This is a genomic window from Halomonas sp. SIMBA_159, from assembly GCF_046536035.1.
GTDB classification, from domain to species: Bacteria; Pseudomonadota; Gammaproteobacteria; order Pseudomonadales; family Halomonadaceae; genus Vreelandella; species Vreelandella venusta_A.
In genome coordinates, this window is record NZ_JAWJBT010000011.1 from 117,062 (window position 1) to 136,627 (window position 19,566).

At 56.6% G+C, this 19,566-nt stretch carries 33 protein-coding genes and 1 riboswitch; of the genes, 25 read left to right on the forward strand and 8 right to left on the reverse strand.

Features of this window, described 5'->3' with window-relative positions; genetic code table 11:
- Positions 1–9 precede the first annotated feature (9 nt).
- The 23 genes from rpsC (at position 10) to R0J87_RS09115 (ending at position 12,892) form a co-directional block, all read left to right on the forward strand.
- Positions 10–714, forward strand: coding sequence for a 30S ribosomal protein S3 (rpsC, locus tag R0J87_RS09005; RefSeq protein ID WP_018917731.1), 705 nt, complete (start codon positions 10–12; stop codon positions 712–714).
- A 15-nt stretch (positions 715–729) separates the two neighbouring features.
- On the forward strand, positions 730–1,143 hold the full coding sequence (gene rplP, locus R0J87_RS09010) for a 50S ribosomal protein L16 (protein ID WP_007112000.1): 414 nt from the start codon (positions 730–732) through the stop codon (positions 1,141–1,143).
- Positions 1,143–1,334 carry a 50S ribosomal protein L29 gene (gene rpmC / locus R0J87_RS09015; RefSeq protein WP_096276518.1) on the forward strand — a complete coding sequence of 64 codons (192 nt, stop codon included), beginning with the start codon at positions 1,143–1,145 and terminating at the stop codon, positions 1,332–1,334. The genes rplP and rpmC overlap by 1 nt, the downstream gene beginning before the upstream one ends.
- 1 nt (position 1,335) lies before the next feature.
- Positions 1,336–1,596 (forward strand): 30S ribosomal protein S17, encoded by a 261-nt coding sequence (gene rpsQ, locus R0J87_RS09020; protein WP_009723897.1) that lies wholly within the window; start codon positions 1,336–1,338, stop codon positions 1,594–1,596.
- 48 nt (positions 1,597–1,644) lie between these two features.
- The gene (gene rplN / locus R0J87_RS09025; protein ID WP_009723896.1) at positions 1,645–2,016 is read left to right on the forward strand and encodes a 50S ribosomal protein L14; all 372 of its coding nucleotides are present in this window, start codon (positions 1,645–1,647) and stop codon (positions 2,014–2,016) included.
- Positions 2,017–2,030: 14 nt separating this feature from the next.
- Positions 2,031–2,345 carry a 50S ribosomal protein L24 gene (gene rplX / locus R0J87_RS09030; RefSeq protein WP_009723895.1) on the forward strand — a complete coding sequence of 105 codons (315 nt, stop codon included), beginning with the start codon at positions 2,031–2,033 and terminating at the stop codon, positions 2,343–2,345.
- An 18-nt stretch (positions 2,346–2,363) separates the two neighbouring features.
- Positions 2,364–2,903 (forward strand): 50S ribosomal protein L5, encoded by a 540-nt coding sequence (gene rplE / locus R0J87_RS09035; RefSeq protein ID WP_054640904.1) that lies wholly within the window; start codon positions 2,364–2,366, stop codon positions 2,901–2,903.
- Between the two features lie 10 nt (positions 2,904–2,913).
- Positions 2,914–3,219 carry a 30S ribosomal protein S14 gene (gene rpsN, locus R0J87_RS09040; protein ID WP_188640070.1) on the forward strand — a complete coding sequence of 102 codons (306 nt, stop codon included), beginning with the start codon at positions 2,914–2,916 and terminating at the stop codon, positions 3,217–3,219.
- 32 nt (positions 3,220–3,251) lie between these two features.
- On the forward strand, positions 3,252–3,644 hold the full coding sequence (gene rpsH / locus R0J87_RS09045; RefSeq protein ID WP_009723892.1) for a 30S ribosomal protein S8: 393 nt from the start codon (positions 3,252–3,254) through the stop codon (positions 3,642–3,644).
- Positions 3,645–3,653: 9 nt separating this feature from the next.
- A complete protein-coding gene (gene rplF / locus R0J87_RS09050; protein ID WP_404344523.1) occupies positions 3,654–4,184 on the forward strand; it encodes a 50S ribosomal protein L6 in 531 nt (176 codons plus the stop codon).
- 9 nt (positions 4,185–4,193) lie between these two features.
- The gene (gene rplR, locus R0J87_RS09055; protein WP_008959159.1) at positions 4,194–4,544 is read left to right on the forward strand and encodes a 50S ribosomal protein L18; all 351 of its coding nucleotides are present in this window, start codon (positions 4,194–4,196) and stop codon (positions 4,542–4,544) included.
- Between the two features lie 12 nt (positions 4,545–4,556).
- On the forward strand, positions 4,557–5,057 hold the full coding sequence (gene rpsE, locus R0J87_RS09060) for a 30S ribosomal protein S5 (RefSeq protein ID WP_188640069.1): 501 nt from the start codon (positions 4,557–4,559) through the stop codon (positions 5,055–5,057).
- Positions 5,058–5,063: 6 nt separating this feature from the next.
- A complete protein-coding gene (rpmD, locus tag R0J87_RS09065) occupies positions 5,064–5,246 on the forward strand; it encodes a 50S ribosomal protein L30 (protein WP_188640068.1) in 183 nt (60 codons plus the stop codon).
- Positions 5,247–5,249: 3 nt separating this feature from the next.
- A complete protein-coding gene (rplO, locus tag R0J87_RS09070; protein ID WP_162217886.1) occupies positions 5,250–5,684 on the forward strand; it encodes a 50S ribosomal protein L15 in 435 nt (144 codons plus the stop codon).
- On the forward strand, positions 5,685–7,016 hold the full coding sequence (gene secY, locus R0J87_RS09075) for a preprotein translocase subunit SecY (protein WP_054640906.1): 1,332 nt from the start codon (positions 5,685–5,687) through the stop codon (positions 7,014–7,016).
- A gap of 28 nt (positions 7,017–7,044) precedes the next feature.
- On the forward strand, positions 7,045–7,158 hold the full coding sequence (gene rpmJ / locus R0J87_RS09080) for a 50S ribosomal protein L36 (protein WP_009099023.1): 114 nt from the start codon (positions 7,045–7,047) through the stop codon (positions 7,156–7,158).
- A gap of 121 nt (positions 7,159–7,279) precedes the next feature.
- Positions 7,280–7,636, forward strand: coding sequence for a 30S ribosomal protein S13 (rpsM, locus tag R0J87_RS09085; protein ID WP_311065883.1), 357 nt, complete (start codon positions 7,280–7,282; stop codon positions 7,634–7,636).
- 52 nt (positions 7,637–7,688) lie between these two features.
- The gene (gene rpsK / locus R0J87_RS09090; protein ID WP_009099028.1) at positions 7,689–8,075 is read left to right on the forward strand and encodes a 30S ribosomal protein S11; all 387 of its coding nucleotides are present in this window, start codon (positions 7,689–7,691) and stop codon (positions 8,073–8,075) included.
- A gap of 12 nt (positions 8,076–8,087) precedes the next feature.
- A complete protein-coding gene (gene rpsD, locus R0J87_RS09095; protein WP_127063231.1) occupies positions 8,088–8,708 on the forward strand; it encodes a 30S ribosomal protein S4 in 621 nt (206 codons plus the stop codon).
- Positions 8,709–8,833: 125 nt separating this feature from the next.
- Complete coding sequence (locus R0J87_RS09100) at positions 8,834–9,829, forward strand: DNA-directed RNA polymerase subunit alpha (RefSeq protein WP_016915790.1); 996 nt, start codon at positions 8,834–8,836, stop codon at positions 9,827–9,829.
- Positions 9,830–9,868: 39 nt separating this feature from the next.
- Positions 9,869–10,255, forward strand: a complete 387-nt coding sequence (gene rplQ / locus R0J87_RS09105; protein ID WP_062363025.1) for a 50S ribosomal protein L17 — start codon at positions 9,869–9,871, stop codon at positions 10,253–10,255.
- 277 nt (positions 10,256–10,532) lie between these two features.
- Positions 10,533–11,909: a serine hydrolase gene (locus tag R0J87_RS09110; protein WP_498885694.1), complete on the forward strand. Its 1,377-nt coding sequence runs from the start codon at positions 10,533–10,535 to the stop codon at positions 11,907–11,909.
- A 107-nt stretch (positions 11,910–12,016) separates the two neighbouring features.
- The gene (locus R0J87_RS09115) at positions 12,017–12,892 is read left to right on the forward strand and encodes a DMT family transporter (protein ID WP_498885674.1); all 876 of its coding nucleotides are present in this window, start codon (positions 12,017–12,019) and stop codon (positions 12,890–12,892) included.
- 16 nt (positions 12,893–12,908) lie between these two features.
- Here the strand turns inward: R0J87_RS09115 and R0J87_RS09120 are convergent, their stop codons facing one another.
- The 7 genes from R0J87_RS09120 to R0J87_RS09150 form a co-directional block, all read right to left on the reverse strand.
- Entirely contained in the window at positions 12,909–13,646 is a 738-nt protein-coding gene (locus R0J87_RS09120; protein WP_498885676.1) for a DODA-type extradiol aromatic ring-opening family dioxygenase, read from the reverse strand.
- Positions 13,647–13,716: 70 nt separating this feature from the next.
- Positions 13,717–14,139 carry a DoxX family protein gene (locus tag R0J87_RS09125; protein ID WP_404344527.1) on the reverse strand — a complete coding sequence of 141 codons (423 nt, stop codon included), beginning with the start codon at positions 14,137–14,139 and terminating at the stop codon, positions 13,717–13,719.
- A gap of 91 nt (positions 14,140–14,230) precedes the next feature.
- Complete coding sequence (locus R0J87_RS09130) at positions 14,231–15,151, reverse strand: LysR family transcriptional regulator (protein ID WP_498885678.1); 921 nt, start codon at positions 15,149–15,151, stop codon at positions 14,231–14,233.
- Positions 15,148–15,762, reverse strand: coding sequence for a thiamine phosphate synthase (thiE, locus tag R0J87_RS09135; protein ID WP_498885680.1), 615 nt, complete (start codon positions 15,760–15,762; stop codon positions 15,148–15,150). Before thiE ends, R0J87_RS09130 begins: the two co-directional genes overlap by 4 nt.
- Positions 15,752–16,561 (reverse strand): hydroxyethylthiazole kinase, encoded by an 810-nt coding sequence (gene thiM, locus R0J87_RS09140; protein WP_498885682.1) that lies wholly within the window; start codon positions 16,559–16,561, stop codon positions 15,752–15,754. Before thiM ends, thiE begins: the two co-directional genes overlap by 11 nt.
- Positions 16,562–16,585: 24 nt before the next feature.
- Positions 16,586–16,677: riboswitch (TPP riboswitch) on the reverse strand.
- A gap of 49 nt (positions 16,678–16,726) precedes the next feature.
- Complete coding sequence (locus tag R0J87_RS09145; protein ID WP_404344531.1) at positions 16,727–17,071, reverse strand: hypothetical protein; 345 nt, start codon at positions 17,069–17,071, stop codon at positions 16,727–16,729.
- A 137-nt stretch (positions 17,072–17,208) separates the two neighbouring features.
- The gene (locus R0J87_RS09150) at positions 17,209–17,583 is read right to left on the reverse strand and encodes a DUF2237 family protein (RefSeq protein WP_404344532.1); all 375 of its coding nucleotides are present in this window, start codon (positions 17,581–17,583) and stop codon (positions 17,209–17,211) included.
- A gap of 207 nt (positions 17,584–17,790) precedes the next feature.
- Here R0J87_RS09150 and gloA point away from each other — a divergent pair, with 207 nt between their 5' ends.
- Entirely contained in the window at positions 17,791–18,324 is a 534-nt protein-coding gene (gene gloA / locus R0J87_RS09155; RefSeq protein WP_498885684.1) for a lactoylglutathione lyase, read from the forward strand.
- A gap of 1 nt (position 18,325) precedes the next feature.
- Positions 18,326–18,691: a DUF6164 family protein gene (locus tag R0J87_RS09160; RefSeq protein WP_404464817.1), complete on the forward strand. Its 366-nt coding sequence runs from the start codon at positions 18,326–18,328 to the stop codon at positions 18,689–18,691.
- Here R0J87_RS09160 and R0J87_RS09165 read toward each other — a convergent pair.
- Complete coding sequence (locus R0J87_RS09165) at positions 18,688–19,377, reverse strand: cupin domain-containing protein (protein ID WP_498885686.1); 690 nt, start codon at positions 19,375–19,377, stop codon at positions 18,688–18,690. The two genes, R0J87_RS09160 and R0J87_RS09165, sit on opposite strands and share 4 nt — an antisense overlap.
- Positions 19,378–19,566: the final 189 nt, after the last annotated feature.

Genomic DNA, 19,566 nt, shown 5'->3' on the forward strand with positions numbered 1-19,566 from the left:
GTCGACCAGATGGGTCAGAAAGTCAATCCAACAGGCATTCGACTGGGCATCGTCAAAGACCATGCTTCTGTCTGGTATGCCGAGCGCGGCGCCTATGCCGATAAGCTCAACAACGATCTCGAAGTGCGCAGCTTCCTGGAAGAGCGTTTGAAAAACGCCTCCGTAAGCCGCATTCACATCGAGCGTCCGGCTAACAATGCCCGCATCACCATTCACACTGCCCGTCCGGGTATCGTGATTGGTAAGAAAGGTGAAGATGTCGACCGTCTGCGTCGCGATCTCACCGAGATGATGGGTGTCCCGGTTCATGTGAACATTGAAGAAGTTCGCAAGCCGGAGCTGGATGCCAAGCTGGTTGCTGCTAACGTAGCAGGTCAGCTTGAGCGTCGCGTTATGTTCCGTCGTGCGATGAAGCGCGCGGTACAAAACGCAATGCGTCTTGGCGCTGGCGGCATCAAGATTCAGCTGTCAGGTCGTCTTGGTGGTGCCGAAATCGCACGTACCGAATGGTACCGCGAAGGTCGCGTTCCGTTGCACACTCTGCGTGCGGACATCGACTACGCCACTTACGAAGCTCACACCACCTACGGCGTCATCGGCGTCAAAGTGTGGATCTTCAAGGGCGAAATCCTCGGCGGTATCGAGGAAGTACGTGCCAAGGCTAAGCAACAGCAGCCTGCCGGCAACGCGCCCAAGAAGAAAGGTTCCAGGTAAGGGGAGAGCGAGTCGATGTTACAGCCCAAGCGTATGAAATTCCGCAAGATGATGAAAGGCCGCAACCGTGGCTTGGCGCATCGCGGAAGCAAGATCAGCTTCGGGGAATACGGTCTCAAAGCAACCGGTCGTGGCCGCATCACTGCGCGTCAGATCGAAGCCGGCCGTCGTGCGATCACACGTCACGTCAAGCGTGGCGGTAAGATTTGGATCCGCGTTTTCCCTGATAAGCCGATCTCCAAGAAGCCGCTCGAAGTTCGTATGGGTAAGGGTAAAGGTTCAGTTGAGTACTGGGTAGCCCAGATCCAGCCGGGTCGGGTCCTGTATGAAATTGAAGGTGTATCCGAAGAGCTGGCCCGTGAAGCATTTGAACTGGCCGCCCAGAAGATGCCCCTGTCCACCACCTTTGCGAAACGGACGGTGATGTGATGAAAGCCCAGGAAATTCGTGAAAAGTCCGCAGGAGAGCTCCAAGAGCAGCTCCTCGAGCTCCTCCGCGAGCAGTTTAACCTGCGCATGCAGAAGGCCACTGGCCAACTGAGCCAGACTCATCTGCTCAAGCAGGTCCGTCGGGATATCGCCCGCGTTAAGACTATGCTCAACGAGAAGGCAGGTGATTGAGATGGCCGAAGAGAAAAAAACACGTACGCTAACCGGCAAGGTGGTTAGCGACAAGATGGATAAGTCCATCGTCGTCATGATCGAGCGTCGTGAGCGTCACCCGATCTACGGAAAATACGTTAAGCGCTCCACCAAGCTGCACGCCCATGATGAGGCGAACCAGGCAAAGGCAGGCGATACGGTTTCCATTCAGGAGTGCCGTCCGCTTTCCAAGAAGAAAGCCTGGACGCTGGTCGAGGTGGTTGAACAAGCCAAGGGTTAATCCCTAGCTTGCCAACCAGTGCAGTCAGATTAGGTTTGGAGAAAACCGATGATTCAGACTCAGACAATGCTGGATGTCGCCGACAACAGCGGAGCGCGCCGGGTGCAATGCATCAAGGTGTTAGGCGGTTCACACCGTCGCTACGCCCGCGTTGGTGACGTCATTAAGGTAACGGTGAAAGAAGCGATTCCGCGCGGTAAGGTCAAAAAAGGCCAAGTGCTGAAAGCGGTTGTCGTTCGCACCCGTAGTGGCGTCCGTCGTAGTGACGGTTCGCTGATCCGTTTCGATGGAAATGCGGCAGTTTTGTTGAATAACACCAACGAACAGCCGATCGGCACGCGTATCTTCGGGCCGGTAACTCGTGAACTTCGTAATGAGAAGTTCATGAAGATCATTTCCCTAGCGCCTGAAGTGCTGTAAGGAGCGAGGCGGATATGCAAAAGATCAAACGTGACGATGAAGTCATCGTCATCGCCGGGAAGGATAAAGGCAAACGTGGCACCGTTAAGCGGGTATTAGAAAACCGCTTCGTGGTGTCCGGTGTGAACATGATTAAACGTCACACCAAGCCTAATCCCATGGCGGGAAATCAGGGCGGTATCGTCGAGCGTGAGGCTCCGATTCACGCGTCCAACGTAGCCATCTTCAATTCGGAGACCGGTAAGGCGGATCGCGTCGGCTTCCAAGTTAAGGAAGACGGTACCAAGGTACGTATCTACAAGTCGACGCAGACGCAGATCGACGCCTAACGCGAGTCGGGTAGCAAAATGGCGAACTTGAAAGAACGTTATCAAAACGAGGTGGTGGCTCAACTCAAAGAGCAGTTCAGCTACGCCAACGTAATGCAGGTACCACGGATCACGAAAGTGACTCTGAACATGGGTATCGGCGAAGCGGTCAGTGATAAAAAACTGATCGACAACGCCATCGGCGATCTGGAGAAGCTCTCTGGTCAAAAGCCGCTGGTGACTAAAGCACGTAAGTCCATCGCGGGCTTCAAGGTGCGCGAAGGTTGGCCGATCGGTATCAAAGTAACACTGCGCTCCGCGCGTATGTGGGACTTCCTGGACCGCTTGGTGAACATTGCGATTCCTCGCGTGCGTGACTTCCGTGGTCTCAATCCGAAGTCTTTTGACGGTCGCGGCAATTACTCTATGGGTGTGCGTGAGCAGATCATCTTCCCAGAGATCGAGTATGATAAAATCGATCGCGTACGGGGGCTGGACGTCACTATCACTACTACCGCCAACACCGACGAGGAAGGTCGTGCGCTGCTTGCAGCACTGAACTTCCCGTTCAAGAAATAAGGGTTGGATCATGGCTAAGAAAAGTATGGTAGAGCGTGAGCTCAAGCGTACTCAGCTAGTCGAGAAGTTTGCGGCTAAGCGCGCAGAGCTCAAGAAAATCATCTCGGACGTGAACGCTTCTGAAGAAGATCGTTTCGAGGCGACGCTGAAGCTGCAGCAACTGCCGCGCGACTCAAGCCCGGTGCGTCAGCGTAACCGCTGCCGCGTGACTGGCCGTCCGCACGGTTTTTACAACAAGTTCGGCCTCGGCCGTAACAAGCTGCGTGAAGCCGCCATGCGTGGCGACGTCCCTGGTCTGAAAAAGTCCAGCTGGTAACGCTACGTAGAATCATCAGGAGCGCACATTAAATGAGCATGCAAGACACTCTGGCGGATATGTTTACCCGTATCCGCAATGCGCAGATGGCCACCAAGGAGACGGCTACCATGCCGTCCTCCAAGCTGAAAGTTGAAGTGGCCCGAGTGCTAAAGGAAGAAGGCTACATTACCGACTTTACGGTGGCTGAAGGCGTTAAACCCGAGCTCACCGTGACTCTCAAGTACTTTGAGGGTAAGCCGGTTATTGAGCACATTCAGCGGGTTTCCAAGCCGTCTCTGCGCCAGTACAAGGGCAAGGACAACCTGCCTAAGGTCGCCGATGGTCTGGGTATCGCGATTGTCACCACCTCTAATGGTGTCATGACCGATCGTGCCGCGCGCCAAGCAGGCGTCGGTGGCGAAGTCATCTGCACCGTATTCTAGGAGGCTGGAATGTCCCGCATAGCGAAATATCCGGTTAAAGTGCCTGCCGGCGTTGAGATTAAAATCAATGCCGACCAGCTGACCGCCAAAGGCGGCCAGGGCACACTGTCTATGACTGTTCACCAAGACGTGGTGATCGGTCAGGAAGATGGTCAGCTGACCTTCGCCCCGAGTGAGTCTGCCAAGAGCTGGGCAATGGCCGGTACTACCCGCGCCTTGGTTCAGAACCTGGTAACGGGCGTATCCGAGGGTTTCACAAAAACTCTCGAAATTGTTGGCGTCGGTTATCGTGCCCAAGCTAAGGGCCAGACGCTCAATCTTTCACTGGGCTTCTCGCACCCGGTCGACTACGAACTGCCTAAGGGTGTTACAGCGGAAACGCCGAAAAACACCGTGATCGTGCTGAAAAGCGCGGACAAGCAGATGCTCGGTCAGTGCGCCGCGGAAATCCGCGCCTTCCGTCCGCCAGAGCCGTATAAAGGCAAAGGTGTACGGTACGCCGACGAGCAGGTGCGTCGCAAAGAAGCCAAGAAGAAGTAAGGCAGGGTTATGAACGCGAAGAAAGAATCTCGTCTCCGTCGTGCCCGCCGCGCTCGCGCCAAGATCCGCGAGCTGGGCGTGTATCGCCTGTGCGTCAACCGTACCCCGCGTCACATCTACGCGCAGATTATCTCGCCGGATGGTGGCAAGGTGCTGGCCAGCGCTTCTACGCTGGACAAAGCACTGCGTGAGGGTGCGACCGGTAACTCAGACGCGGCCTCTAAGGTCGGTGCTCTGATTGCCGAGCGCGCTAAAGAAGCAGGCATCACCCAGGTGGCCTTCGACCGTGCTGGCTTTAAGTATCACGGTCGCGTCAAGGCTCTGGCCGACGCCGCTCGTGAAGGCGGCCTGGAATTCTAAAGGGTTTTTACGATGGCGAAGAACGAACAGCAAAGCGGTGATCTGCAAGAGAAGTTAGTGCAGGTCAACCGCGTCGCCAAGGTGGTCAAGGGTGGTCGTATTTTCGGCTTCACCGCACTGACCGTCGTTGGTGATGGTAAAGGTCGTGTCGGTTTTGGTCGTGGCAAGGCGCGTGAAGTGCCGGTCGCAATCCAAAAAGCGATGGACCAAGCTCGTCGCAACATGGTCAAGGTTAACCTTGCAGGCCATACGCTTCAGTACCCGGTAAAAGCCCGTCACGGTGCTTCCAAGGTGTACATGCAGCCGGCTTCTGAAGGTACCGGTATCATCGCTGGTGGCGCCATGCGCTCTGTATTAGAGCTGGCCGGCGTTCACGATGTACTGGCCAAGTGCTACGGTTCCACCAACCCGGTTAACGTGGTACGAGCGACTGTGAAAGGTCTCTCTGCCATGCAAGGACCGGAAGACATCGCCGCCAAGCGCGGTCTGTCTGTCGAAGCGATCACGGGGTAAGGCACCATGGCAGCAACGATCAAGGTCACTCAGATCCGCAGCACCATCGGCGTTTTGCCCAAGCACAAGGCTACTATGAAGGGCCTGGGTCTGCGTCGCATCGGTCATACGGTTGAGCTGGAAGACACCCCTGCCGTTCGCGGCATGGTCCACAAGGTGAACTACCTTGTGCGCGTTGAGGGAGAGTAATCCATGAAACTCAATACCCTGAGTCCGGCACCGGGCTCCAAACACGCTGCAAAGCGCGTTGGTCGTGGTATCGGTTCCGGTCTTGGTAAGACCGGTGGCCGTGGCCATAAAGGTCAGAAATCTCGCAGTGGCGGCAGCGTCAAGCCTGGTTTCGAAGGCGGTCAGATGCCGCTGCAGCGTCGTCTGCCGAAGTTTGGCTTCACGTCTGCTAAGTCGCTGGTATCTGAAGAAGTACGCCTGGCTGAGCTTGCCAAAGTTGCCGGTGACGAAGTCACTATGGAAACTCTGAAGCAAGCCAACGTGCTGAAGGATGCTACGCTGCACGCGAAGATCATCCTTTCTGGCGAACTGAACAAGGCGGTTACCGTTCGTGGTATCAAGGTCACCAAAGGTGCCCGTGAAGCGATCGAAGCCGCTGGCGGCAAGGTAGAGGACTAAATGGCCAAGTCAGGAAATATGCCGGCGATGGGCAGCGGTCTGAGTGAACTGTGGGCGCGTTTGCGCTTCGTGCTCCTCGCCATCGTGGTGTACCGTATTGGTGCCCACATTCCCGTTCCCGGTATCAATCCTGACCAGCTTGCTGCCTTGTTTAGGGAGCAACAGGGCACCATCCTGGGCATGTTTAACATGTTCTCGGGTGGCGCCCTGGAACGCATGAGCGTCCTCGCCTTGGGCATTATGCCTTATATATCGGCGTCGATTATCATGCAGCTTATGACTGCGGTCTCCCCTCATCTTGAACAGCTCAAGAAAGAGGGTGAGGCTGGCCGCCGCAAGATCAGCCAGTACACCCGCTACGGCACGGTGATACTGGCACTTGTCCAGGCTACCGGCATGTCCGTAGGTCTGGCTAGCCAAGGCATCGCGTACAGCGCTGACTTCAGCTTCTATTTCACTGCGATCATCACCTTTGTGTCGGGCGCGGTGTTTATGATGTGGCTAGGTGAGCAGATCACTGAGAAGGGTATCGGCAACGGCATTTCGCTGCTGATCTTCGCAGGGATCGTCGCTGGGCTGCCCAGTGCCGTGGGGCAAGCGTTTGAGCTTGCTCGCAATGAAGGGGCCTGGAATGTTCTTCCGCTGTTAGCGCTGTCAGTGCTAGGTATTGCTACCGTAGCGTTTGTGGTGTTCATTGAGCGTGGCCAACGCCGCCTCAAAGTGAATTACCCGCGACGCCAGGTTGGCAATAAGATGTATGCAGGCCAAAGCAGCTACTTGCCCTTGAAAGTGAATATGGCGGGTGTTATCCCAGCTATCTTTGCTTCCAGTATTCTTCTCTTCCCGGCCTCAATTGGCCAGTGGGTGGGTGCTGGCGAAGGAATGGAGTGGTTGCAGCGTGCATCGCAAGCGTTAGGCCCCGGCCAACCGCTTTACATCTTGCTTTTCGCGGCGGCAGTGGTATTCTTCTGCTTCTTTTACACAGCGCTGGTCTTCAACCCCAAGGATGTGGCTGACAATTTGAAAAAGTCAGGCGCCTTCCTGCCGGGCATTCGCCCCGGCGAGCAGACCGCTCGCTATATCGACAAAGTGATGACTCGTCTCACTCTGTTCGGTGCCTTGTATATCACTGCGGTTTCCTTGATGCCCCAGTTCCTGATCGTAGCGTGGAACGTACCGTTCTTCTTCGGCGGCACGTCGCTTCTGATCGTGGTAGTGGTCATCATGGACTTCATGGCCCAGGTGCAGTCGCATCTCATGTCGCATCAATATGACTCAGTGATGAAGAAGTCCAACCTGAAAGGCTACGGTAGCGGCGGCATCATGCGCTGAGGCGCGCCGTTGCGAATTGGAGAGAACGATGAAAGTTCGAGCTTCCGTAAAGAAGATGTGCCGTAACTGTAAGATTATTCGTCGCAATGGCGCTGTTCGCGTCATTTGCATCGAACCGCGGCACAAACAGCGTCAGGGCTAAACCTGGGCTGTATTAAGCCGGTGCCGGCATACCCCTTGCCTTAGGGCTCTTAAAGGGGTATGCTGTTGCGCCTTTTGTAGATGAATAAACGAGCAAGCCGCTCAAATTTCGGAGTAAGCTGATGGCCCGTATTGCAGGCGTCAATATCCCGGACAACAAGCATGCGGCGATCTCGCTGACCTATATCTTCGGGATTGGCCGTACTCGCGCTCAGCACATCTGTGCTGCTGCCGGTATCGAGCTGACTACCAAGATCCAGGATCTGTCTGGCGATGAGCTGGATACCCTGCGTTCTGAAGTTGGTAAGTACACCGTAGAAGGCGACCTTCGTCGTGATGTTACGCTGAACATTAAGCGTCTCATGGACTTAGGCTGCTACCGTGGTCTGCGTCATCGTCGTAGTCTTCCGCTGCGTGGTCAGCGGACTAAGACTAACGCGCGTACCCGTAAGGGCCCGCGTAAGCCGATCCGCAAATAACACGCAGGCTCTTTAATAGAGAGCTGACGTTAAGACAGGAATAGACATCAACATGGCTAACCCGCGTAGTAACCGTAAAAAGGTTAAAAAGCAGGTAGTGGACGCCGTAGCGCACATCCATGCCTCTTTTAACAACACGATCGTGACGATCACAGACCGCCAGGGCAATGCTCTTTCTTGGGCAACAGCCGGTGGTTCGGGTTTTCGTGGTTCTCGCAAGAGCACCCCGTTCGCTGCTCAAGTAGCAAGTGAACGTGCAGCGACTGCTGCAGCCGAGTATGGTGTGAAAAACGTAGACGTACTGGTCAAAGGCCCAGGTCCCGGTCGTGAGTCCGCCGTGCGTGCACTGAATGCCGCCGGCTTCCGCGTGCAAAGCATCGTAGACGCGACGCCCATTCCCCATAATGGCTGCCGTCCGCCGAAGAAACGCCGCGTTTAAGGAGACAGATTCATGGCTCGTTATATTGGACCGAAGTGCAAACTGTCTCGTCGTGAAGGCACCGACCTCTTCCTGAAGAGTGGTGTGACTCCCTTCGAGAAAAAGTGTAAATCCGAGCAAATCCCGGGTGTACACGGCCAGCGTCGTCAGCGTCTTTCCGACTACGGCTTGCAGCTTCGTGAGAAGCAGAAAGTACGTCGTATGTATGGCGTACTCGAAAAGCAGTTCCGCAACTACTACAAAGAAGCCGCTCGCCTGAAAGGCGCGACGGGTGAGGTATTGTTGCAGCTGCTTGAATCCCGACTGGATAACGTCGTCTACCGTATGGGCTTCGGCTCGACTCGCTCTGAAGCGCGTCAGCTGGTCAGCCACAAGGCGATTTCCGTGAACGGCCGCACCGTTAACGTAGCTTCCTACCAAGTGAAGCCGGGTGACGTGGTATCTGTTCGCGAAAAGGCGAAGAACCAAGCTCGTATTCAAAGCGCGTTGAGCATTGCTGCCAACCGTGGCGATATCGTTTGGATCGAAATCGACGCCAAGAAGATGGAAGGCACTTTCAAGGCTCTGCCTGAACGCGGTGACCTGACTGCCGACATCAACGAAAACCTGATCGTCGAGCTGTACTCCAAGTAAGCAGTTTGATGTACGTTTCTGCTTCTTGAGGCCTGGGCGGGATAGCAAAGCTAACCGCCCAGATGCTCTTGAGTATCTTGCTTTAGAGTACTCAGTATCCGTTTGGCAGCCTGAAAGGTGTTCATATGCAGCGTTCAGTGACAGAGTTTCTTCGTCCTCGCGACATCAAGGTCGAAGAAATCAGCGCACATCATGCCAAAATCGTCCTCGAACCGTTCGAGCGCGGCTTTGGCCACACCCTGGGGAATGCACTTCGTCGCATTCTGCTTTCATCCATGCCCGGCGCTGCCGTGGTAGAGGCTGAAATTGCCGGTGTAGAGCACGAATACAGTGCACTCGAAGGGGTGCAGGAAGATGTCATCGAAATCCTCCTGAACTTGAAAGATGTTGCGATCAAGATGCACAGCCGCGATGAGGCGGTGCTCTCGCTGAACAAGCAGGGCCCAGCCGTCGTCACCGCTGGCGACATTGCGCTTGATCATAGCGTCGAAATCGTCAACCCGGACCACGTCATTGCACATGTCAATGAAGGTGCCGAGCTGAAAATTCAGCTTAAGGTAGCGCTGGGTCGTGGTTACGAACCGGCTGACGCTCGTGGCTCTGATGAAGAGACCCGTGCTATTGGCCGCCTGCAGCTGGATGCCACCTTCAGCCCTGTTCGCCGCGTTTCCTACTCGGTCGAAGCCGCTCGTGTTGAGCAGCGTACCGACCTCGATAAGCTAATTATCGATCTGGAAACTGACGGTACCCTGGATCCGGAAGAGGCTATCCGTCGCAGTGCGACCATTCTGCAAGAGCAGCTGGCCGCCTTCGTCGACCTGGAAGCTGACAAAGAGCAGGAAGTCGAAGAGGAAGAGGATCATGTTGATCCTATCCTATTGCGCCCCGTAGACGATCTTGAGTTGACCGTACGCAGCGCGAACTGCCTAAAAGCCGAGAATATTTACTACATCGGTGATCTGATTCAGCGCACAGAAGTTGAGCTGTTGAAGACCCCGAACCTCGGTAAAAAGTCTTTGAATGAAATCAAAGATGTATTGGCGGCGCGTGGCTTGTCCCTCGGTATGCGGCTGGAAAATTGGCCACCCGCTAGCCTGAAGGACGACAAGGCCTCCGCGTGAGTGTCGACTTGAGTCCCAGTTTGGTAAGGAATCACAACCATGCGTCATCGTAAGAGTGGTCGTCATCTGAATCGTACCAGCTCGCACCGTCAGGCCATGTTTAAAAACATGTCTGTCTCGCTGGTCGAACATGAAGTTATCAAGACAACCCTGCCTAAAGCCAAGGAACTGCGTCGCGTTATCGAGCCGCTGATCACCCTGGCTAAGCAGGATAGCGTTGCAAACCGCCGTCTGGCGTTTGCTCGTACGCGCTCCAAAGAAGCCGTCGGCAAACTGTTCAACGAGCTGGGTCCGCGTTACGCTGAGCGTCCGGGTGGCTACATCCGTATTCTCAAGTGCGGTTTCCGCACCGGCGACAACGCGCCTATGGCGTACGTTGAGCTAGTAGACCGTCCGGTAGCTGAAGAAGAAGCAGTAGCTGAGTAAGTACTACTCCTTCTTTCAGGCACAATGAAAACCGGCCCTTTAGGGTCGGTTTTTTTACGTCTGTACGATGAGTAAACCAAAGCGTATTGTGGCGATTCAGCTGATTCGACTGAATCAACTGAGGGAGGCTCAATTTCTATGGTAGGCATGCTAGGCTAAAGCAGCCGCCGTGGAGAGTGTCAGCGTATCGGGCGGGGTGATCAATCAGTAAGAGGTCGGTATGGCAACAACACGCGGAATGGGCGCAGTGCCTTGGGTATGTCAGTGGTGGTTGGTAATGCTGGTCGTGACGTTGATTGGGAGCACGAGTGCCCACGCGAATCCGCGCTACGCGGGTATCGTCGTCGACCTTGAAAACGGTGAAGTGCTGTATGCCGAAAATGCTGATGAGCCGCGCTATCCCGCCTCGTTAACCAAAATGATGACGCTATATCTGACGTTTGAAGCGTTAGAAAACGGCACGTTAAGTCTCAATCAGCCTCTGTCTGTCTCTGCGCAGGCAGCGGCCATGCCTGCGACCAAACTGTGGCTGTCGGCTGGCAGTTCTATCCCGGTGGATACTGCTATACGTGCTTTGGCAGTGCGTTCAGCCAATGACGTGGCGGTGGTGGTTGCGGAAGCGTTGGGCGGCAGCGAGCAGCGCTTTGCCAACTTAATGACGGCGAAAGCCCGCGAGCTGGGTATGAATGGCACCACATTCCGTAATGCCTCAGGCTTGCCAGACGACCAGCAAATGACCACCGCGCGGGATATGCTGACGCTCTCGGTGCGCGTGATGCAGGATTTTCCCCAGTACTACCACTATTTTGGTTTGCAGGAATTCACCTATCGCGGCACTCGCCATACCAGCCATAACCGTTTAGTGCGCGATTACCCCGGCGCAGACGGTCTGAAGACCGGCTTTATTCGTGCCTCGGGTTTTAACGTGGCGACGACCGCCGTGCATAATGGCCGCCGTATGGTGGCGGTGGTCATGGGCGGGTTTAGCTCATCGTCCCGCGATACCCATATGGCGGATCTACTAGACCGCAGCTTTATGCGGGCATCGCTACGTGACCAGCGCTCTTGGCTGGCCAGCACCAGTTTCTCCAACGAGTTTATGGGCTTTGCGGGGCCTGCTCAGCCACTTTCACAGCCACGCCCTCAATCTCCTGGGGCTTTGCCTGCCGCGCAGCCTATGATGGCTAGTATGTCCGCCACCTCGCTATCACCAACGCGACCTTCCTCTGCGGCCTCTGTGTCTGCAAATACAGCCTCCAATATGTCAGCCCAAAACGTGGAGGCTCAGCTGATTCAGGCACAGCAAGATCGTGAAGAAAGGCCGGAGACTGCTTCTCAGGATCCGCTTCAAGCCTTTATTGAGCAAGAGCGCGTGTTAGCAACAGCGTCTTCTTCCGGTCAGTCAGCGCCTGCTGGTTGGGGCATTCAAGTGGGAGCGTTTAGTCAGGCGTCGCAAGCAGAGCAGCTTGCGCGGCAAGCCGTTCAGCGCTTACCCAGCAGCGTAGGTGGACAGGTCGCGATTGATCAGCATCAAGGGCAAACCCCGGTGTTTCGCGCGCGTGTCGTGTCGCTTAACGAAGCCCAGGCGCGCCAAGCCTGCCAAACGCTTCAGGCGCAAGGTATGGATTGCATGGTGGTTAACGCCAGTCTCTAACCCTGTTGCGGTTCAGGCCCCGCCAATGGCTCGTTGGCGGGGCTTTTTATTGTAGGTCGATGCCCACTGAGCAAAATCATAATAAGAGCAACACAAGGAGCATGTTCATGACGCCCTCCCTCAAAGGCATTCTTTGCATGTGTTTAGGCGTGCTGTTTTTAGCGCTAGGTGATGCGGTATCGAAGTGGTTAGGGGCGGTGCACTCGCCGCTTCAGATTATTTTCTTTCGTACCCTGGTATCGCTGCCCTTGATTGCCCTGCTGGCCTATTTTAGCGGCGGGCTGCGCAAGCTACGCACCGAGCGCCCAGGTGTCCATCTGCTGCGTGGATTGATCTATACCGCCACGATGGTGTGCTTTGTGTGGGGGCTAACCCTGCTGCCGCTGGCAGAAGCCACTGCGATTGCGTTTGTGGCACCGCTTTTTGTGACGCTGCTTTCCGTGCCGCTGCTGGGCGAGCGTATTGATCCACCGGTACTGGTGGCGTCACTCGTGGGGTTTGTGGGCGTGCTGATTGTTGTTCGCCCGGGCGGCGATGCGTTTCAATTAGGGGCGATGATTGTGCTGGCCGCAGCGGTCTTCTATGCCCTGATGATGGTGACCGCCCGGCGCTACGGTGCCAACGAGCATCTTTGGGCCATGGTGTTTTACATGACCATGGTGCCGCTCGTTATTACCGCCATCAGTTTGCCCTGGGTATGGCAAACGCCACAGCCCTGGCATTGGTTGGGGTTTTTAGTGTCTGGCGTCTTGGGCGTGGGGGCCACGGCGTTTATTACGCTGGCCTTTCGTCACGCTCCGGCAGCGATTGCCGCACCGTTTGATTACACCGCCATGCTCTGGGCCGTGCTGCTAGGCTGGTGGTTCTGGGGAGAGTTGCCGGATCTGTGGGTATGGGTGGGCAGTGCACTGATTATGCTGAGCGGGTTGGCGATTGCCTATCATGACCGGCGCACGACCTTGAAACGTCGCCCCACGGCTTAAGCGAGGACGCTCGCCGTTAGGCAAACTGATACACATCCATGGCAAGTACGCCGTGCTCCACGCTGTGATGCTGTCGTGTAGCGGTAGTGCCTGCCCCTAACGCCACTAACAGCGGCTGGAAGTGCTCTGGAGTAGGGTGATTGCGCCTAGCTTCTGGAGCCTCTTGCCAATGGGTCAGGGCATCACGATCCCCTGCCACCAGCCTGGCATGTACCCACTCGGCAAAGCGATCCACCCACTCTGGCATTTCACTATTCAGCGGCTGAAGCTCGTAGAGATTGTGGGTCAAGCTGCCTGACCCTATCACCAAAATGCCCTCTTGACGCAGAGTCGCCAGCTGCTCCCCCAGCTGCATCAGCGCGGTATTGCTCCAGCGGCTAGGCAGCGACAGCGACACCACCGGCACGTCAGCATTAGGGTACATCAAGGAAAGCGGCACCCAAGCACCGTGATCTAATCCACGCTCAACTGGCGTTGCATCCAGCAACGTGGCTAGCCGTATGGCCAGCTCAGGATCGCCAGGGGCGGGATATTGAAGAGCAAACAGGGCGTCAGGAAAACCGCCAAAATCGTGCATCGTGACAGGCTGTACGCTGCTGCTGACCTGTAAATACTGCGTTTCCCAGTGAGCAGAGACCACCACCACCGCCTTAGGGCGCAGGGCGCTGCCTAGCTCCCGTAAAAAGTGATGAGCGGGTGTCGGCGCGAGCGCCAGCATGGGGGAACCGTGGGAGATAAACAGACTAGGTAACATAAGAAGACCCTCGGCAAATACCCGCTAACGCTGTCGCTTTAGCGGGTGATGAAGTGAAACGCGATGCTCGTTATGCCCAGCGGCGGTTAATTACGAAGCTACCGCTCCCCAGGCCAGCCTGAACCAGCAGCGCCACTGCCCAAAACACCGGGAACTCCCAGCCACCGCCCGCATTCGAGAACATCCAGCCGTTACCCAAATGAACCCAGGCGGCCCCTAACAGCACGGGCACCAGCGCAAGGCTGACCCAGCGAGTATAAACACCGAACAGTAGCGCTAAGCCACCGCCTACTTCGGCAGCAATGGTCAAGTAGGCCACAAACCCTGGTAGCCCCAGAGACTCAAAATAGCCCACCGTACCCGGAATAGTAAAAACGAATACTTTCAGCAAGCCGTGGGCCAGCGCCATGACTCCTAGGCTAATGCGCAGTAGGGCAGTGGCATGAAGGTTAAGTGCAGATGCTAGCGTGGGGGTGACAGATGAAGTGGTCATAGCGCTCTCTCGTGGTAGTGGGCATTCCCATGGATGCGATAGCACTACTGTACGACGGCGAACAACTAAGATAATCCAGCGCTTTCGCACTTCACTGTTGCGTTTTTCGCGACAATCCCAGTTCTCGCTCCCACACCGGTGGGTCGCCCCACGCATCTGCTAGTTGATCAATAAAGCGCACTACCTTGGCCGGTAGGAAGCGCTTGGCAGGGTAGAGCGCGTGGATATCCAATAGCGTGGGAGGAAGGTGCGTCAAAATAGGCACTAAACGCCCGCTGGCAATGTTCTCGGTCACCAAGAAGCTGGGCTGTTGGGCAATGCCCAGCCCTGCTTCAGCAGCATGGGTCAGCATATCGCCGTTGTTGCTCTCAAGCGGCCCTGCCACGCTAAACAGCTGGTTGCCAAGCCGCCAGTCGCTGCTCGTTTGCCCGCTGCGATAGCGCAGGCAGCGGTGCTGGGCAAGGTCGTCGATATGTTCTGGCGTGCCGTGTTGGGTGAGATACTCAGGTGAAGCGCAAAACACTAGCTGGCAGCGGGTGAGGCGTTTGGCAATCAGGCTGGAGTCGGGCAGGCTGCCAATCCGAATGGCTAGGTCGTAGCCTTCCTCTAATAGGTCCACGCGGCGATCGTTGAGGTCTAGCCGCACCTCTAGGGCGGGGTGGGCCTGCATAAACGCGGCGACTTGAGGCGCAAGGTAGCGAGTGCCGAAGCTCATAGGCCCATTAATGCGCAGTCGGCCGCTGATGGTGTTGGTGCCACTGCCTACATCGGCTGCGGCCTCATCCAACGCGAGCAGTATGACCTGAGCACGTGCCAAGTAGCGCTCGCCTGCTTCCGTGAGATGCAGCCGCCTCGTGGTGCGCTGAATCAAGCGCGCGCCCAGTGCTTCCTCTAGCGCCATTACCTGCCGAGACACCCGCGTGCGCGAGAGATCTAATGCCTCGGCGGCGCGGGTGTAGCTGCCAAGCTCTGCCACTTTGACAAAGGCCGCTAGCTGGTCGAGCTGAATCATAGAGCGCGAAATGCCAGCGCCGCTTGGTAAGGGTCGGGCTGGCCACAAATAGCGGAGATCACCGCAAGGCCGTTGGCCCCTGTGGCCCTCACCTGGGCGGCATGCTGCGCTTTTAAACCTCCAATCGCCACGCTTGGCAGGGGGCAGGCGCTGGCCAGCGTCGCTAAGCCATCAAAGCCAATCGGCTGAGCGTGGTCTTGCTTACTGACGGTCGCAAACACCGGCCCCAAACCCACGTAATCCAGCAGCGCCACGGGGACGTTGTGCAACTGCTCCAGCGTATTAATCGATAGCCCAATAATGGCCTGTGACCCCAACGCTTGGCGCGCCTCCTGAACGGCCGTATCACTCTGACCAACGTGCAGGCCATCGGCCTGGCTAGCCACGGCAACGTTGAGCCGGTCGTTGATGATTAACGGCACACCGGTGCCTGCCAGGAGCGCTTTAAGCCGCTGCGCCTGAGCGGTCATCGCCTCGTTGCTGGCGTGTTTGTCGCGCAGTTGCACCATGGTGACCCCGCCTTTCACGGCAGCCTCCACTGTGGCTTCCAGGCCTGCTTTTGCACACAGGGCCGCATCGGTGACTAAATAGAGCGAAAGATCACACCGCATGCAGTGCCTCCAGCTGGCTAAGGGAAGAGAGGTCATCCGGCGTGAGGGAATACAGCGCATCCAGGAGCGCCACTTGAAAGCTGCCCGGCCCGTTGGCCTGTTGCCCAGCACGGCTGCCTGCAATGCTGAAGCATGCCAGCGCCGCCAGCGTGGCCGCCAGCGGGGCGTTTCGGTTAGCGGCCACAAACCCGGCCACCAGGGCGCTTAACCCACAGCCTAGGGTGGTCACGCGGGGCATCATGGAATGCCCACCCGTTAACCGGTAATGGTGGGTGCCATCGGTAATAAAGTCGGTTTCTCCGGTCATCGCGACGATGCAGCGCTGCTGCTGGGCTAAATCAATGGCGGCTTGGGCGGCATCCTCTGTCGTTGCCGTCGCGTCAACACCACGCCCTTGGCTAGCAAGACCGGCGAGCGCCATCACTTCTGATGCATTGGCACGAATAACCGTCGGCTGGTGGGTCAGCAGTTCAGTACACACTTGCTGACGAAAGGAGGTCGCACCAACGGCGACGGGATCTAATACCCAAGGCGTACCGGTTTCGTTTGCTGCGCGTGCGGCAAGCGCCATCGACGCTGCCCAAGGGGAAGAGATCGTACCAATGTTGATCGAGAGCGCACCTGCAATGGCGGTGAATTCCGCCACTTCTTCCGGGGCGTGTAGCATGGCGGGCGAGGCCCCGGTAGCCAACAATAGGTTAGCCGTGCTGTTCATCGCGACATAGTTGGTCATGCAGTGAACGAGCGGGGTGGTGTCGCGCAATGTGGCGAGCATCTCGCCAAGCGGTGGGTGGGTCATAGCATCCTCCCGGCAAAGGAGGTGGTGAAAAGCACCACGACTCCCTACGCCGGCGTTATCCGGTTCAGGTTCAAAGGGTGCTTCTCAGCCGCTATGCGGCGCCCCTGTCGTTGGTGGCTACTATCCTAGCCTTAAGCTGGGCTGTAAACCCCTGGCGGGAAAGACTTAACGAAAGGCGATGCGGGTGCCGTAGGTGAGCATTTCATCTGGCGTGATGGCACGGCCAGTTACGCCGATCATTTCATCGCCGCACTGGTCTGAGAAGGTCAGTACGCCGTGGGTCAGACCGAGCTGGCCAAGCGTGTCGCGAATTTCCCCGGTGCCTAGAAACGTACTGACTCGACCATGGGTATCGCTCAGATCCGATACTCCATTGGCATGATGAAAGCGCACTTTGTAGATACCGTCCATGGACTCCACTTCAACAATCGGCGAAAAGCCGTTCTGAATGGCATAGGCTAGCTGCTTTAGCGTAAGGCGGTCGCCAAGGGTCATATCGATTGCGGTCATGATGCACTCCTGCAGGACGCCATCAGTGAGGCATCGCTAGTCATTATGTAAAGATGTTGAATGAGAAGTGTAGAAGGATTGCATAGATTTTCCAGTGACGATTTTCTAATGATCAGCGGCGCGCTCTGCCATGGGCGTTAATGCACGGCATCCAGCGCGTGCTGCTGCAATTTAATCAGCGGGATAATCTCTAAAGTACGCTCGTTAGTGCCGGATAAAATCACGGGCGGCGCTAAGCCAACCTGGGCGGCTTCGGCCCAGCGGTGCGCGCATAAGCACCAGCGGTCACCCGGTTTTAGGCCAGGAAAGCCATACGCTGGGCGTGGTGTGACCAAATCGTTGCCTTGCGCCTTTGAGAAAGCGAGAAATTCCTCAGTCACCATCGCGCATACCGAATGGATGCCCGCATCATCAGGGCCAACGCGACAAAACCCATCGCGATAGAAGCCGGTTTTAGGGTCGTGGCAGCAGGGTGTTAACGGTTCACCCAGCACATTTCGATCACGGGACATAAAGGCTCCTTGGGAGAAGGGCTGGAATTCTTCATTCCGCGCCCTCATAACAGGGGGAATAAGCCGTGCCGTCAGCACACAGTAGCCTGTGTGAGAAGGCGGGCGATGTTGAAAGTCTAAGCCTTGTACAAAGTAATACGTTCGTCAAAGAATTTGCGCAATAGCAGCGCTGCTTGAATGATGGCCCAAACCGAAGAGGAGAGTTGTATGTCGTATCAAGGTGAACAGCACCCAGGCGTTGCCCCGGCAGCCCCGCAAACCGAAGGCTTTCGTTTAAACCACACAATGCTGCGGGTCAAAGACCCTGAGCGCGCTCTAGCGTTCTACTCCAAGGTGTTTGGCATGCAGTTGCTGCGGCGGCTGGACTTTGAAGAGATGCAGTTCTCGCTCTACTTCCTGGCTAACGTAGAAGCCAACGACAGCGTGCCTGAAGAGACCCAGGCCCGCACCGCTTGGACCTTCAGCCAGAAGGGCCTGCTGGAGCTGACCCACAACTGGGGCACCGAAAACGAGCAGGACTTTGCCTACCACGATGGCAACGCAGAGCCGCAAGGCTTCGGGCACATCTGCTTTAGCGTGCCGGACTTAGAGGCCGCCCAAGCGTGGTTTGACGAGCACGACGTCACCTTCGTGAAACGTGCCGACCAAGGCAAGATGAAAGACGTGATCTTCGTGAAAGATGCCGACGGCTACTGGATCGAAGTGATTCAAGCGGACCGCATGGCAGCGATGGGCGACTAATATGGCCCACTTGCTGTTTCGGTTGCGACATGTCACCGACGAAGAGGCCATGGAAGTTCGCCAACTGCTGGATGAGCATGGCTTTGATGTGTACGAAACCCAGGCGGGATTTTTCCGCCTGGGGGTCGATGCCATTTGGCTGCGCAACCCCGCCCAGCGCGAACAAGCAGAGCACGTGCTGGCTGCGTACCAGAGTGAGCGCCAAGCCAATGCCCGAAAAGCCCATGAAGAAGCGCTGGCGCGTAATGAAGCGCCCACGCTATGGCGGCGCTTATTAGCGCATCCGTTTCAGGTTACGCTCGTTATGGTGGCGGTGGTATTGATTGCGCTGCTGACCTTGCTGCCGTTTATGAGTTTGGTGCGCTAGCTTGGCGCGTTAGCGTGGGAGAGGGCGTCGGAAAGATGCCCACGCTTCACGTACATCATAACCCCCTGCGGGCCTGCACGAAGCTCAGGAGCAGCGCCTGGCGGGTAGCGGCACCAGCTGCCTTGCGGATACTCGCTGCTCGCATCGCACAGCGAGCCTTCCAGCACCAGCAGTTCTAATCCACCCGGCAGCGCAGGGTAGTTAATGGTGGTATCTCTCTCCCAACGCTCCAGACTGACCCGCTCATTTTGATAGGTGTGCAGCATTTTATACGTGATGCCGGGCCTGCGGTCGGGCTGCCAAGGCAGGCGATGCGCCGGAATGGCGAGCTGAAGCAGGTCGTTCTCATCGAATTGGTGGAGCTTCACCAGGATCAACGCGCCCTCTTCGCCAATTTGCGGCGTATGGCCGGTGCCGATGGGGTTGCGCAGGTAGCTGCCCGCCGGGTAGCGGCCATGCTCGTCTGCAAATACGCCCTCTAATACCAGTATTTCTTCTCCGCCGTCGTGGGTATGGCGGTTGAACTGGCTGTTGGGCGCGTAGCGCACCAGGCTCGTGGCACGGGCCACCTCATCGCCGATGCGGTCTAGCATCATTCGTTCCACACCTGCGCTAGGCGAGGCAACCCAGCGGTACTGCTCCGGCGTGACACAGGCAAAGTGGCTAAAATCGGCGTTTAGGCGCATGGTAGTGGCTCTTTGCAGTGGTTTAAACAACGTTAACGATAATCGGTGGTGCAAGTCTCCCCATCCACCGAGCAAAATGCAATGCAAAAAAATACCGCCTTCCGGCGGTATTTCAGACTGCTGACGAACCCACCTATTTTGGTGGGTTCGTTGCTTTTAGAGTAGGCGTACACTCGTGGCCTGACTCAT